We start from the raw sequence: 14,816 nt of genomic DNA, 5'->3' as shown, positions 1-14,816 counted from the left end.
TTCTATCGGTCTCTATCGAAAATTCAGTCCAGGCGGATCAAGCCGTCGACGGCGACGACGCCTTGTGTTTGCACAAACAACGGGTTGATTTCGGCCTCGGTCACATGGGCGCCGCGCAGTCCCGCCAACTGCGAGAATGCCGCGATGGCGCGCGCCAGGGCATCGATATCGCCACGCGGCAGGCCGCGCCAGCCGGTGATCAACTGCGTGTGGCGCACCTCGGCGATCATTTCCCGGGCCTCGTCCTCGGAGACCGGCGCCAGGCGCAACGCAAAGTCGGGGGTCAGTTCCGCAGTGATCCCGCCCGCGCCAAACAACACGGTCGGCCCCACTAGTGGATCATCGCGATAGCCCAGAATGAATTCGGCGAGCCGGTCCTGCATCGCCTGCACCAGCACACCGTCAATATGCGCGTCGGCTTTATAGGCCCGGGCATTGGCGGGCAGTTCCTCCAACGCCTGGCTTAGGCCACCCTGCTCTTTGATACCGATACGCACGGCATTCGCCTCGGTCTTGTGCGGGATGTCGCGCGAGCAGACCTTCGCAACCAAGGGGTATGCCAGATCATGCGTGGTCCGGCCAGGCGTCAACAAGGCGCGCGGCGCAACGGGTACGCCCAGCGTTTCAAAAACCTGGCTGGCTTCGTACTCGTTCAGCAGGCCCTGCGTCGGAAACTCGGCGGACCATTCGCGCGTTGTCACGGGCGCGGGCATGGCGCCGCCCGACGTATCAAAGAACACCGATAACGCATCGGCGCAAGCTTCCGGTGTCCGAAACGCGGCAATACCGGCTTGTTGCAGGAGCTGCAGTGACTCAGGCGCCTCGGGTGCCAGAAAGATGGCGAGAGGCTTCGAGGCGGATTTCTCGGACTCCAGCAAGGGCTTGACAACGTATTCCGGATGAAACTGCGCCGAGGAGCCCGCTACGCTCAATACCGCGTCGCACCAATCCGCCCGCAACAGGTGTTCCAGGAGGTCTTTGTACTGCGGGGGGGTGGCGGCCAGGGTCAGATCAATCACCGGCGTCTGGCGCAGTTTCAGGCCACGGCTGGCCATCAGATCGATAAAATCATCGGGCGGAGCCACCGCGGTCAGCCCGCGCAACCCCAGGTTATCGACCACGGTGGCCGCGCCGCCGCCAGTGGTCGTAATGACGGCGACACGCGGTGCCGCCCGACGCTGCGCCGGGCGCGCAGTCCCGTAGCGACGCGCCAGCGGCACCATCTCGAACAGGGTTTCGAGCTGATGGACTCGCAACACCCCGTGCGCCCGCAAAAAGGCATCGACCGCCTTGTCATTACCCGCCATCGCCCCAGTATGTGATTGTGCCAGCGCATCGCCCAGTTCAGAGCGGCCGAGCTTGTAGGCAATCACGGGCTTGCCCGCGGCTCGCGCCCGCTGTAGCGCACGTGAAAGGACGGGTGCCGCCCGCAGCGTTTCCAAAAACAGCAGGATGACCTGTGTCTGCGCATCATCCACCAGGGCGTCGACGACTTCGCCGACACTGATATCGCTTTCGTTGCCCACCGACACCGACTTCGCAAAACCAAAGCCGCGCGCCGCGGCCCGTGACAGCAAAGAACCCATCATCGAACCGCTTTGCGACACCATGCTGACTTCGCCCGGCAGCAAGGTAGACGCCTCATAGGCCGCGTTGACGGACAAAATCGAGCCCGAATGCAGATCCGCCAGGCCAATACTATTGGGGCCCAGCACACGCAGGCCCAGTTCCTTGGCCTTGGCGACCAGTGCCTGTTGGCGCGCCTGCCCTTCCGGGCCCGCCTCGCCAAATCCGTCGGAGTAAATTGTGACGACTTTGGCCCCGGCCCGCGCGCAGTCCGGCAAGATGGCCTCGACGCCCGCGCCCGGAATCATCACAAAGACGTGATCAATCGGCTCGGGCAGCTCGGCGAGTGACGGCCAGGCTTTTTCACCGAGAATCTCATCGCGTGCGGGGTTGATCGGATAAATGTGGCCGTCATAGCCATGTTTACGCATAAAGCGCAGTGGTCGGGCCGTATTCTTTTTCACGTCACCCGAGGCGCCCACCAGGGCGATCGTGCGCGGGGTCAGCAATGCTTGAGCAAAGGTCGTCATACTTATGATGATGGATTCAATGATTCAGGTGGATGGGCCGTCGGTGGCCAGGCGCAGCGCGCGCAGGTCATCCTGCTTTTCCAATTGCCAGACGGCATCACGCAACTCACGCATGCGGGATTCGCCCAGTACAGGGCCTGCCAACTCGGCGAATTTGTCATTCAGATCAGCATCCGAGAGTGGCGCCTCGGGGTCCCCCTTGCGATACGGCGCAAAGTGCTCCAGTTCGCGGCCATCCGTCGTACGCACCGTGACGCGCGCGGCGCGCTGACCCGGAAAGCTTGCCGTCAGATCGGGATCCGCGATGAGCTCGACGCGCGGCATGAGCCCCCGCACGGTGGCGTCGGTGAGACGCGCGGGCTCAAAGGCATCCAGCCTGACGCTGCCATAGACCAGTGCATGGCTGATCACATACGGCAGGCTGAACTTGGCCTCGAACGCGGTATTCGGCTGGAAATTGCCGGTGACATCCAGTGCGGTCTGATAGGTATTCACCGTGACGGACGCGACGTCTTCCGGTCGCAAGCCGGCGTCGCGCAAGGCCAGCATGGCATCGATCGCGGCAAAGGTATGCCCGCAGCAGCCATGATTTTTCTGGGTCATGTGCGTGATGTTGTAACGCTCGCCCAACGCGTCGATGGCCATGGCCCAATTCGGTTTGTGTGCAAGCGCCGCACCAAAACCCACCTCGCCTTCCAGAATATCGGCCACCCCGGTCAGACCATGTGCGGCGCCTTGCGCGGCCCGCACGCCGACTTCGGCGGCATGCCCTGCATGCAGGGCCTTGCTCATCGCGTCAGAACGGAACGCTTGTTGCAAGCCGCTGGCCAACGTCCCCGATGTCGCCAGCGCATGCAGCATGACCGACGTGTCGCCCGGCGCCACCAGCGCCGCACCCGCCGCCGCCGCGCCAAAACTGCCTACCGTACCCGTCGTATGAAAGTACCGATAGTGCGACGGTTGAACGGCCGCACCGATGCGCGTCGAGATTTCGTAGCCCACCACGATTGCGGCCAACAGCGCGCTGCCGCTGGCATGGCGGTCTTCGGCCAGCGCGAGCGCCGCCGCGATCGTCGGGCAGCCGGGGTGATACACCGCATCACGAAAGATATCGTCAAACTCCACCGCATGCGACGTACTGCCATTGATCCAAGCCGCTGTCGGGGCGAAAGCCGTGGTCCCGCAACCGGGCAGGCTGCTCGTGCCAAAGCCTAGTTCTGCGCGATGGGCGCCCAGCAATTGGCGGCACGGCGCCACGCGGGTGCCCGGGTACAACGCGGATAACCAGTCCAGAAAGGCGCGTTTCGCATGATGCAGGACATCGTCCGATAACGTCGCCACGCTGTCGCGCGCACCGTAATCCGCCAGGGTTTTCAGCAACATGATGTCTCCTCGTTGATATCCAGCCTACTGTATCGAATCCGATACCCGGCAGGATTGAAAAAAAGGAAACTCACCGTTCTTGATTAGACGTGGCCCCTTCCCCGCGCAAGACGTCAAACAGATCACGGGCCGCGCTCCCTAGCTCACGGGGCGAGCGCACGCACACAAAGAACTGCCGTTCGGCCCAAACATCCAGCAGGCGCAACAGGACCAAGCCCATGCTTTGTAGATAATTGCGTGCGATATCTTCGGGCACCACGCCAATGCCCAGCCCCTCGCGGATCATGCGGCAGCGCGTCTCGAAATTCGACACTTGCAGCTTGACGTTGGGCGGGCGCGAGACCGTCTGCCCCACGTAGGCCAGAAACTGATCCAGCGAATGACGCGGGAAAAAACCCAGTAAATCGTAATCGAGCGCGTCTTCGAGATAGAGCGCCTTGCGCTCGGCCAGCGGATGCCCGATCGGCACCACCAGCCCGACCCGATCACGGCGAAAAGGAAAAGACTCCACGCCAGGCATCGGATAATCGGCGTGATAAATGCCAATATCCACGGTCCCTTCGGCGACCAGGCGCGGAATGTCGTAGCTATGCTGATCCAGCAAATCGACACTGACATCGCTGCGCCCCGCCAGAAAGCGCCCCATTACCGTCGGCAGAAACTGCAAAATACTCGACGGGTTGGCAGCCAGCTTGATCTTGGCCTGCCCGTTGACCGAAAACCCCTGGACGGCCTGTTCGGTCAGATGCAGACTGCGCAAAATCGCCTTGGCGCGGTGGTATAGCAATACGCCCGCCGGCGTCGGCTCAACGCCGCGCCCATGGCGCAGCAACAGAATGCGATCCAGTTGCCGTTCTAGTTCGGCGACCCGTTTACTGGCAGCCGACGTCACGAGATTCTCGCGCTCGGCGGCCCTGGACAGGCTTTTCTCCTCTACCGCCGCGACAAAGATCTCAAGCGCGGGAATATCGATTTTTTTCATAGAGAGAATATACCGAGTCCTGGATTAAACCTCCAAGTCTTCTATAAGACTTGACGATTTCGCCCCCCGCGGGGTTACAATCAACGGCATATGGCGGTCACACCTAGCCAAAGCAGTCATAAAGGCAGGGTTTCCGTCGTGGTGGGCAGGCGCTTGATTGCGTGTGCCCAAAGACACCCCCCTTCTACGATGGCATCGGCGACGATGTCCAGCAACGCATGTCCGGGATTGCGCAAGCAACCGGGCACACTGATGACTATGGCTCCCACTCCCAAGATTATCTATACCCTGACCGACGAAGCCCCCGCGCTCGCTACTCGTTCGCTGCTGCCTATCGTCCAGTCCTTTGCTAAATCCGCTGGCATTACGGTTGAGACCCGCGATATCTCGCTGGCCGGCCGCATCATTGCCACGTTTCCCGACTACCTGGACGATAGCCAGAAGATCGGCGACGCACTCGCTGAACTCGGCGCCCTGGCCGTGACGCCGGACGCCAACATCATCAAGCTGCCCAACATCAGTGCCTCGATGCCCCAGCTCAAGGCGGCCATCAAGGAACTGCAAACCCAGGGCTACAAGCTGCCGGATTACCCGGATGAGCCTGCCAACGACACCGAACGCGACGTCAAGGCGCGCTACGACAAGATCAAGGGCAGCGCCGTCAACCCCGTGCTGCGCGAAGGCAACTCCGACCGCCGCGCGCCGGCCTCGGTGAAGAGCTACGCCCGCAAACACCCCCACAAGATGGGCGCGTGGAGCGCGGATTCCAAGTCGCATGTCTCACACATGGACGACGGCGATTTCTACGGTAGCGAAAAATCCGTCACGCTGGCCGCGGCCGGCGACGTCAAGATCGAGTTGACCGCGACCGACGGCACGAAGACCGTGCTCAAGGAAAAAACCCCGGTCAAGGTCGGCGAAATCATCGACGCCTCGGTGTTGTCCGCCGCGAAGCTCAGCAGCTTCCTGCAAGCCCAGATCGCCGATGCCAAAGCCAAAGGCGTGCTGTTCTCGGTGCACCTCAAGGCCACCATGATGAAGGTCTCCGACCCCGTCATCTTTGGTCACGTCGTGTCCGTGTTCTATCGCGACGTGCTGACTCGCCATGCCGACGCCCTCGAGCAAATCGGCTTTGATCCCAACAACGGTATTGGCGACCTGTACGCCAAGCTCGGCGCCCTGCCGGCTGACCAGCAGACGGCCATCAAAGCCGACATCGACGCAGCCTACAAGACACTGCCCGCCCTGGCCATGGTGAACTCCGACCGCGGCATCACGAACCTGCATGTGCCCAGCGACGTGATCGTGGACGCCTCCATGCCGGCTATGATCCGTGACTCGGGCAAAATGTGGAACGCCGCTGGCGAACTGCAAGACACCAAGGCTGTGATCCCCGATCGCTGCTATGCCGACGTCTATCAGGTCGTCATCGACGACTGCAAGGCCAACGGTGCCTTTGATCCGGTCACCATGGGCAGCGTGCCCAACGTCGGCCTGATGGCCCAGGCCGCCGAAGAATACGGTTCACACAACAAGACGTTCGTCATCCCCGCCGATGGCACCGTGCGCGTCACCGACACCTCCGGCGCCGTGCTGCTCGAGCATGTCGTTCAGGCCGGCGACCTCTGGCGCATGTGCCAGACCAAGGACGCCGCGGTACAGGACTGGGTCAAGCTGGCCGTCACCCGCGCCCGCCTGAGCAACACGCCCGCCGTTTTCTGGCTGGACGAAAATCGCGCCCACGACGCCCAGGTGATCGCCAAGGTCAAGAAATACCTGGCCGACCACGACACCAATGGTCTGGAACTGCAGATCCTGAATCCCGTGGACGCCACGCGCTTCTCGCTGGAACGCATCCGTGCCGGCAAGGACACCATCTCGGTGACCGGCAACGTGCTGCGCGACTACCTGACCGACCTGTTCCCCATCATGGAACTGGGCACCAGCGCCAAGATGCTGTCGATCGTGCCGTTGATGGCCGGCGGCCAGCTGTTTGAAACCGGTGCCGGCGGCTCGGCCCCCAAGCACGTGCAGCAATTCGTGGAAGAAGGCTTCCTGCGTTGGGACTCGCTGGGCGAGTTCATGGCCCTGGGCGCATCGCTGGATCACCTCGGCCGCGCGTACAACAACCCGCGCGCCACAGTCCTGGCCAACACCCTGGACGAAGCCACCTCGAAGTTCCTCGACAACAACAAGTCGCCGGATCGCAAGGTGGGTGGCCTGGACAACCGCGGTAGCCACTTCTACCTGGCCATGTACTGGGCCGAAGCACTGGCCGCGCAAACCGACGACGCCGAACTGGCCACGCAGTTCAAGGCTCTGGCCGCTGCTTTCGCAGAGGGCGAAGCCAAGATCCTGGACGAACTGAAGGCCGCTCAAGGCAAGCCCGTGGACATCGGTGGTTATTACCAACCCAACGAAGCCAAGGCAAGCGCAGCCATGCGCCCTAGCCCGACGCTAAACCAGGCACTGGCCTCGATCAGCTGATCGAACGGCACGGTGTGGCGGGCTAGCCCGCCACCTGGCAAATCAAAGCCGGCGACCCTCGCGGATTGCCGGCTTTTTCTATGGTTTCGTCAGGCGAACGCGAGTGTCAGATGACCGAGCGGTTCATTTGCCGACCGCACCTTGATTCCGATGTCGTAACCGAGGCGATTCAAGCAGTCCATCATCTTGCGCTCGGACGTCACAGTCGTACTTGTGCACCGGCGACTGAACACCCTCACCCACACCTTGAAACCAGAAAGACCGGCAGGGTTTCCCAGACCACCGCGAGAGCGGATAACAGACATAACGAATCTGTCAGCCTGGTATGGAACCTCCGTGAGTCGCCTGCGTGCAGACGCCTATGCTGGCGCTGCGCGACCCACGCCATGGCGCTCAATGCCAGCGCACTGCAAATCAGGATCATCCAGGAAGAAATCGGCAGACTTATCCAGATAGTCCCCAACCAGGCCCTCGGCCTGGCACAGTGCAACGCATTGATCGTATAGATAGACAGGTAATGCAGCAGCCAGATCACCGGACCGCCAATCAGGAACCACAGTTCGACCCAAAACGGTGATCGCATGATGACTACCCCGCCGCCAATCGCGGAAAGACATGAATAACGCCCAGGGTTAGCAAACCCTGAACGACGGTGTATTGCCACATCACCATGGTGGTGTCCAGGCATGCACGTTGCCGAGCACTTAGCCGGCCAGCGAGATGACGCGCGATGGTGAATAGGCTCATCACCACTGTCAATATCACGAACACGGTTTGCAGACCCGACAAGGCAAACACGGCAGCGCTATACGCGGATGCCTGCGGCCTCAAACCGTGTTGCCAATGTGTGTAAAGATCCAGTCCACTGGCGGCGATCATCAACACGATCCCACTCAACAAGCATCCGTTCACCGCCATTTTCTTTCCGTGCTTCAGTCCACGTACGGCGCAAACGCCCAGGATGCTGGCACCGACGAGCAAGCCCGCTGATAACGACGGCAACGTAGGCGCTGCAATCGCCGTTGTGGCGGGCCACGTCTCAGGAGAGGTGAGCCATAAGAACAAATACGCGAACACGACCGCCCCAAAGATGCTGACACAGACAATGAGCAGCAGCATCATGGCCCACCAAGCGTGGGATGTGCTGCCTGATGCTCGCATTGGCAGGCGAATGCCCGCGCCGATATCCACACCCGACGGATCGGGCCCCGTGTCAGCATCCCATAGCCAACGCCAGATCGCCGCCACGGCCACGACGCCACAAATTGCCGCGAGGCCCACCAATTTGAAGGTCAACAACAGAAAAAAGCCGGCAGTGCCAAGTGCGGCAACGAAAGGAGACCACCCCGGCCCTGGCAGCGGCAACACATACTCCGGCCGCGCATCCAGGGCGCTCGTCACCAGCGTAGAGCGCACGCCCGCGGGCGCGTTGGGCAAAAAGTAGCGGCCCGCGTCGACGTCGTCGACAATACCGGGCTGATCCCATAGGGGTTCCCTGGCGGTCACGATGGGAATGCTGCGCAAACCGTAGTTACCGGTGGGCAGCCATTCCAGCGTACCGGCTTGCCAGATGTTGCCGGCGTTCTTCTCGCTGCTGGGACGAAAGTTGCGCGCCAGATCCCATAAAAATATCAGCACTCCGGCAGCGATGAGATAGGCGCCGACGGTGGACATCATGTTGAGCGTCCCTAAACCTTGGCTCTCGGCATAGGTGTAGACGCGGCGGGGCATACCAGCCAAGCCGGTGAAATGCATCGGGAAAAAAGCCAGATTGAAGCCACTGAACATCAACCAGAATGCCCAGCGTCCGCTACGCTCGGACAGTGCTCGCGTACTGACGAACGGCATCCAGTAATAAAACGCCGCGAATAGCGGAAAAACCATGCCGCCGAACAGCACGTAATGAAGGTGTGCAACGATGAAATACGTGTCGTGCGTCTGTAGGTCAAAAGGAATGGCGGCCACCATGACGCCGGTCAATCCACCCAACACAAAGATGAAGAAAAATCCCAGGATAAACAGCATCGGCGTCTTCACCGGACGCAGCCGTACCGCGGCGGCAATCGTCGCGATCCAGGCGAATACCTGAATCGCCGTGGGTATCGTCACCGCCATACTGGCCGCCGATGCAAAGCTCAAGGACATCGGCGGAATCCCCGTGGCGTACATGTGGTGGACCCAAAGCCCAAAACTGAGAAACGCGACGCCGATCACCGCCATGACGACCCACCGGTAGCCGACCAGCGGCACGCCCGTCATCGCGGGGATGATCATGGATACCATGCCGGCCGCCGGCAGGAAAATGATATAAACCTCGGGATGGCCAAAAAACCAAAACAAGTGCTGCCATAGCAAAGGGTCGCCGCCTCGCTGCGCAATGAAAAACGGCATGTCAAAGGCGCGCTCCAGCTCCAATAGCGCGGTCGCCACGATGACAGCCGGAAACGCGACAAGCACCATGGCGCTGAACACCAACATCACCCAGGCAAAGATGGGCATCTTGTCCAGGCTCATGCCCGGTGCCCGCGTACGAAGGATGCCCACGGCCAGCTCGATCGCGCCGGCAATAGCGGATATTTCGATAAAGCCGATCCCCAGCAACCACAGGTCCGCATTCAATGCTGGCGAATACTGAGTGCTGGTGAGCGGCGGGTACATGAACCAGCCTCCCTCCGGCGCCAGTCCAAAAAACAGACTGCAGAAGAACACAACCCCGCCCACGGCGTACGCCCAGTAGGCATAAGCGGACAAACGAGGAAACGGCAGGTCGCGGGCACCCAGCATGTTTGGCAGGAGCAACACCGCCACCGCCTCGACCGCCGGCACCGCGAATAGAAACATCATCACCGTGCCATGCATCGTAAACAACTGGTTGTACAAATCATGGCCGATCAACGCGTTCTCCGGTACCGCCAACTGCGTACGCATTAGCAGCGCCAGTACGCCGGCCAGGATAAAGAACAGCAACGCGGTCGCGATGTAGAGCAATCCAATGTAGGTGTTGTTCACTACCGTGATGGCCCGATAGCCCGACGGACGTCGCCAGACCGTTTTGAGTTGTTCAAGCTCCCCTTCGGGGCGCTCAAGCGGGTTTGGAAGCGGTGGCGGCACGCTGGACGTCGCTTTATCTGTCGTCACTTCAGACTATCCAAATAGTTGGCCACGGCACGTAGTTCCTCGCCGGACCATTGATCAAAAGAAGGCATGCGGTTACCGGGTTTAATGTCTTGGCTGGCAGCGATCCATCCCGCCAGCGCGCCCACGTTATTCGTCAGCACGCCAGCCGCCAACGTTGAGCGGCTGGCCACATGCGTCAAATCCGGCCCTGATGTTCCCGTGGCCGGCGTACCCCGCACGGTATGGCACGCCGAACAGGCTTGCTGAAACCGCTGCGCACCCTGCTGAAGCTCGGGCCCCGCCATCCTGGCGGGCCGACGTTGCGCCGACAACCAGGCATTGAATGACGCCGGCGTAAGCACGTGCACCGCGAACTTCATCTTGGTGTGTTGTGCACCGCAGTATTCCGCGCATTGACCTGAAAGAACGCCCGCTGCGGGCGCCCGCACGCGCATCCGATTGACATGGCCCGGAACCATGTCCAGCTTGGTTCCCAATTCAGGTATCCAAAAGCTATGGATAACGTTGTCGGACTTCAGCACGAACTCGACCAGCTGCCCCGCAGGAATGCTGATTTCATTGGCAGTTTCGACCAATAGCGCGCCCGACTCGTCGAGATAACGCACGCGCCACCACCAGAGTTCCCCGGTGATTTCGACGCGAATCGTCGGCTTTGCATCTGATGCCGTCGAGGACGGGAGAGCCAGGACGTAGATCAACAGGACCGTCAGGCAGACAACAGGAAATGCAATACCCGCCAGCAGAATCAGCGATGGCCGAGCCAACCGATCACGCCAAGGTCTGGGCGCGAATATTGCAACGGCGATCAGTATCACGACTGCTGCGAAGATGACCGTCGCGCCAAGGAACAACACACTGCTGATGTCAGCGAACTGGGTCACCCTATCACCCCCGGGTTGCTTGGCATGCGGACGCAAGAAAAAAGCGGCCATAAATGTAAATAGATGCTTTTGATAACTTCGCTATGAGACGCGTCGTGAGGAAGGAACGCTCCCTCAGCAGCATGTACCGTACCCAAGGTACAAAAATTGCGTCGGCGACAGGGTTTGGAGAAGAAAACCTTGCATCACGCCACCCGCAACGCGCTCGCCTCGATAGGTATCGTCATGCTGGCCGGTATGGCAGCCTGTGGCGATGCTCGGGCGCCGCTTGCGCAAGACGTATCCACTGGTCTTTCCGACCGAGCCGATCCCGATCGAGGCCGACGCCTGATGATGGAAAAGGGATGTGTTGCCTGCCACGTGGTGCCACGCGTACGTGCCCCGATCGCGAGAGTCGGTCCATCGTTGAATAACATGGGGCGCCAGGCGTACGTGAATGGCCTGCTTGCCAATACTCCCGCCAACCTGATCCGTTGGTTGATGGACCCGCCCGCGGTCAATCCGCGCACCGCGATGCCGAATGTCGGACTGACGCAGACTGAAGCCGAGGACATTGCTGCATTCCTCTATGCGTTGCCCGACGGATGACTACTGAGGAGCGTTGAACATGACAAGCTGCAAGCGGGTTGCTGCCTGGACAGTTATAGGACTGACCACCGCCGCCTTGTTAGTCGCAGGCTCGGTGATCTACTTCGGCTGGTATGACATCAGTGCGACCCGCCCGCATACGGCTGCCGTGAATCAATTGATAGAAACTACCCTGGCACGCTCGGTCAGCGTGCGCGCCAAATCCATTCGGGTCCCCGACCTGAATGACCCTGCCGATATTCGGGATGGATTTGGACTGTTCCGCGCGCACTGCGTGCAATGTCATGGCGCGCCCGGCGTAGCGCCCGAACCCTATGCCTTGGGCTTGAATCCCGCCCCCGCCTCCCTGGTCGAGAGCGCCCACGAACGTTCCGCGGGCGAAGTCTTCTGGTTAATCCGTCAAGGCATCAAGATGACCGGCATGCCCGCTTGGCAATATCGCCTGACAGACGGTCAAATATGGGATGTTGTCGCGTTTATGCGCGTACTGCCTACGCTGTCGCCGACCGACTATCGACAGTGGGATGAGCGCTCCCCCCAGCCAACACCTCAGGCCATCCCTCTGGACGCTCCGCGGATAGGCAATGCAATGGCGGGACGCCAGGCATTACAGCAATATATGTGCGTGACCTGCCACGTCATCCCCGATGTGGTGGGTGCGTCTTCCCATGTCGGTCCGTCGCTGGCCGGCATCGCCATACGCCCGTATATTGCCGGCGTGTTATCCAATACCCCGGAAAACATGCGGCGTTGGCTGATGGCGCCCACGACAATCAAACCCGGCACCGCGATGCCGGACCTGGGCATCAGCGAGCAGGATGCGCGCGATATCGCGGCATTTTTGAAGACGCTGTCCGCGCCGGATTAGCCAGAGTATCGCCCTGCACACGCAGATCGGCGCCTTCGCCCATTCCGTATGATTTCCCGGCCTGAGTATTTTTTTCCATAGCCTGCGGGCTCGAGCGTCCGCACACTGACTTCAAATCAATAGCTTGCCGTGCCATCGCCTCTCGTTAACGGCGAAGAGAGTCAGACTCCCTACTCACCATGCCGAGGCATGCATTACACCCACGGGTGCGCCAATCCTTCTGTTTGCAGCGCACGCTGAACGGCAGGACGCGCCAGGACGCGTTGCAAATAAGGGCCGAGTTGCGCAAAGTCCCGTGCGGGTCTGGAAAACCCACGCGTCCAACGACAAACCATCATGACCAGGGGGTCCAGCACGGTGTAATGCTCCCCCAGAAACCACGGGCCGCTGCTTGCTGCCAAGTGATCCTCTAGCTGCGCCAGCAGACCGGCGACCTTTGATTCGGCATGGGATTTTATCTGCTGCGCGCCGGACGCATTGCCGGCGTCGACCCATCGTTCCGGATAGAAGTAAAGCAGCAGCGAAGCTTGCATGGTGTTGGTCAGCCACATCAACCACTTATAGAACTGCGCACGCTCCGGGGTACCCAGCTCTGGCGCCAATTGCCTTTCTGGATACTTATCGGCCAGATATAGGCAAATGGCGGCGGTCTCGTACAGCACCAGGTCACCATCGACCAGCACGGGGATAAGCCCGTTCGGATTGAGCCGAAGATAGTCCGGGGATTTATGCGTGTTTTGTGCGCGATCGACAAACGCGAGTTCAAAAGATTGCCCGATTTCTTCGAGTACGCAATGCGGCGCCATGCTGGCGTTGCCGGGATGGTAAAAAAGTTTCGTCACGATTCGGTGCTCGCAGTTTTGCGCGGACGGCGGGTGCGTGGGGTCGTGCTGCGCGTGGTTTTTCTGGCGGTTTTGGCGGGGGCCGCTACCGTCGCATCGGCGGGTTGAACGTCGGGGGCGACAGACGACGCAACCGTCGGCTCGGCCTCCTTGGACGCAACGCCCGTGGTTGCAGTCGCCTTCTCAGTTGCCTTCTTGCTGGGACTGCGGCTACGCGTTCGGCTGCGTTTGACGGGGGCGGGAGCGTTCTCGCTCTGCTCGGGCGCCGGTTGTATAGTCGCCTGCTCCGTCTCGGATGTTGTGGCCAGACTGCCTTGTTTGGACGGAGCCACGTCGCGGGATGACGGGAGATCGCCGGATGGCTGTGTAGGCGCCAGTGGGGTGGCTTCGAAGACCGGGGCCGCCTCGCGCACCACCGCGACCTCGGATACCGAGACAGCCTCGCGCGGTGAGGCAACACTTTCCGCCTGAACCTCCTGCCCGGTCGTCTGGTTCGCGCCCCTGCCCGCCCCCTCCGACCGCCGACCACCGCGCGTTCTGCGGGTTTGCTTCGTGCGAGGCTCTTCTTGCGCTACGGGCAACGACGCTGCCGGTGCGACCTCCGCGCCGCTGCGATACACATAGGTACTGGAATTTTCCTCACGGCCTACTTCCAGGAAACCTCGCGACTGTGCCTCGTCGAGCAAGTTGCCAAAAGCCCGGAAGCCATAGTACGACTCGTTGAAGTCGGGCCGGCGTCGCTTGAGCGCGTCTTTCAGGGCGGACGCCCAGATCTTGCCGCTATCGCCACGCTCGGCCGTCAGGGCCTCGAAGGTCTCGACCACCATCTTGACGGCTTTGGTCTTGCGGGCCTCGGACTCTTCTTTGCGGCGGTGCTCTTCGTCAGGCGTGCGACGTTGCTGCGGCGCGCTTTGCTGCCCGCGGCTGTCGCGCCCGGATTCGGCCGCTCGCTGGATCTCTCGCGCCAGGTCGTCGTAGAAAATGAATTCATCACAGTTGGCGACCAACAGGTCCGACGTGGACTGCTTCACCCCCACGCCGATCACTTTCTTGTTGTTCTCGCGCAGCTTGGATACCAGCGGCGAGAAATCAGAGTCACCGCTGATGATCACAAACGTGTTGACGTGCGATTTGGTATAGCAGAAATCCAGCGCGTCGACGACGAGGCGGATGTCGGCTGAGTTCTTGCCGGACTGCCGCACGTGCGGAATCTCGATCAGCTCGAAGTTCGCCTCGTGCATGGGCGATTTGAAGTCTTTGTAACGATCCCAGTCGCAATAGGCTTTCTTGACGACGATGCTGCCCTTGAGCAGCAGCCGCTCGAGCACGGGGCGAATATCGAATTTTTGGTACTTCGTGTCGCGCACGCCTAGGGCTACGTTTTCGAAGTCACAGAAAAGCGCCATGCTGACGTTTTCATTGGGATTACTCATCGACTCTCCAGGGCCACCGCATGGGGGTATCGGTGACGTAGCCATTATTTTGACACGCCAAGCCGGGTGCCTGCATTGCACAACCACGCTGTCGCGACTATTGTCACTGTTATTTTTA

General features: G+C 60.8%; 11 protein-coding genes and 1 pseudogene. 3 read left to right on the top strand and 9 right to left on the bottom strand.

Annotation, left to right across the window (positions count from 1 at the left end):
• Positions 1–23: 23 nt before the first annotated feature.
• The 3 genes from ACNAZS_RS00310 to ACNAZS_RS00300 all read right to left on the bottom strand — a co-directional run bounded on the left by ACNAZS_RS00310 (position 24) and on the right by ACNAZS_RS00300 (position 4,461).
• Positions 24–2,096 carry an acetate--CoA ligase family protein gene (locus ACNAZS_RS00310; protein ID WP_415785011.1) on the bottom strand — a complete coding sequence of 691 codons (2,073 nt, stop codon included), beginning with the start codon at positions 2,094–2,096 and terminating at the stop codon, positions 24–26.
• Between the two features lie 24 nt (positions 2,097–2,120).
• The gene (locus ACNAZS_RS00305) at positions 2,121–3,479 is read right to left on the bottom strand and encodes an MmgE/PrpD family protein (protein WP_415785009.1); all 1,359 of its coding nucleotides are present in this window, start codon (positions 3,477–3,479) and stop codon (positions 2,121–2,123) included.
• Between the two features lie 70 nt (positions 3,480–3,549).
• Positions 3,550–4,461: a LysR family transcriptional regulator gene (locus ACNAZS_RS00300; protein ID WP_415785007.1), complete on the bottom strand. Its 912-nt coding sequence runs from the start codon at positions 4,459–4,461 to the stop codon at positions 3,550–3,552.
• A 258-nt stretch (positions 4,462–4,719) separates the two neighbouring features.
• On the opposite strand from ACNAZS_RS00300, the gene ACNAZS_RS00295 reads away from it, so the two are divergent.
• Entirely contained in the window at positions 4,720–6,948 is a 2,229-nt protein-coding gene (locus ACNAZS_RS00295; protein ID WP_415786971.1) for an NADP-dependent isocitrate dehydrogenase, read from the top strand.
• Between the two features lie 89 nt (positions 6,949–7,037).
• Here the strand turns inward: ACNAZS_RS00295 and ACNAZS_RS00290 are convergent.
• The 4 genes and pseudogenes from ACNAZS_RS00290 to ACNAZS_RS00275 all read right to left on the bottom strand — a co-directional run.
• Positions 7,038–7,154 (bottom strand): annotated as a pseudogene (locus ACNAZS_RS00290) (XRE family transcriptional regulator); the annotation flags it as partial.
• Positions 7,155–7,307: 153 nt separating this feature from the next.
• Entirely contained in the window at positions 7,308–7,565 is a 258-nt protein-coding gene (locus tag ACNAZS_RS00285; protein WP_415785005.1) for a hypothetical protein, read from the bottom strand.
• Positions 7,537–10,086, bottom strand: a complete 2,550-nt coding sequence (locus ACNAZS_RS00280) for a cbb3-type cytochrome c oxidase subunit I (protein WP_415785003.1) — start codon at positions 10,084–10,086, stop codon at positions 7,537–7,539. The genes ACNAZS_RS00285 and ACNAZS_RS00280 overlap by 29 nt, the downstream gene beginning before the upstream one ends.
• Positions 10,083–10,967 (bottom strand): cytochrome c oxidase subunit II, encoded by an 885-nt coding sequence (locus ACNAZS_RS00275; RefSeq protein ID WP_415785001.1) that lies wholly within the window; start codon positions 10,965–10,967, stop codon positions 10,083–10,085. The genes ACNAZS_RS00280 and ACNAZS_RS00275 overlap by 4 nt, the downstream gene beginning before the upstream one ends.
• 165 nt (positions 10,968–11,132) lie before the next feature.
• On the opposite strand from ACNAZS_RS00275, the gene ACNAZS_RS00270 reads away from it, so the two are divergent.
• Both ACNAZS_RS00270 and ACNAZS_RS00265 read left to right on the top strand, forming a co-directional pair.
• Entirely contained in the window at positions 11,133–11,555 is a 423-nt protein-coding gene (locus tag ACNAZS_RS00270) for a c-type cytochrome (protein ID WP_415784999.1), read from the top strand.
• Positions 11,556–11,574: 19 nt separating this feature from the next.
• Complete coding sequence (locus ACNAZS_RS00265; protein ID WP_415784997.1) at positions 11,575–12,423, top strand: c-type cytochrome; 849 nt, start codon at positions 11,575–11,577, stop codon at positions 12,421–12,423.
• 194 nt (positions 12,424–12,617) lie between these two features.
• Here ACNAZS_RS00265 and ACNAZS_RS00260 read toward each other — a convergent pair whose 3' ends face one another.
• Positions 12,618–13,265 (bottom strand): glutathione S-transferase family protein, encoded by a 648-nt coding sequence (locus tag ACNAZS_RS00260; protein ID WP_415784995.1) that lies wholly within the window; start codon positions 13,263–13,265, stop codon positions 12,618–12,620.
• The gene (locus ACNAZS_RS00255; protein WP_415784993.1) at positions 13,262–14,698 is read right to left on the bottom strand and encodes an NYN domain-containing protein; all 1,437 of its coding nucleotides are present in this window, start codon (positions 14,696–14,698) and stop codon (positions 13,262–13,264) included. Before ACNAZS_RS00255 ends, ACNAZS_RS00260 begins: the two co-directional genes overlap by 4 nt.
• Positions 14,699–14,816: the final 118 nt, after the last annotated feature.

Source organism: Bordetella tumulicola, from assembly GCF_965138755.1.
GTDB classification, from domain to species: domain Bacteria; phylum Pseudomonadota; class Gammaproteobacteria; order Burkholderiales; family Burkholderiaceae_B; genus Bordetella_A; species Bordetella_A tumulicola.
This window is presented reverse-complemented; position numbering and strand designations above follow the sequence as displayed.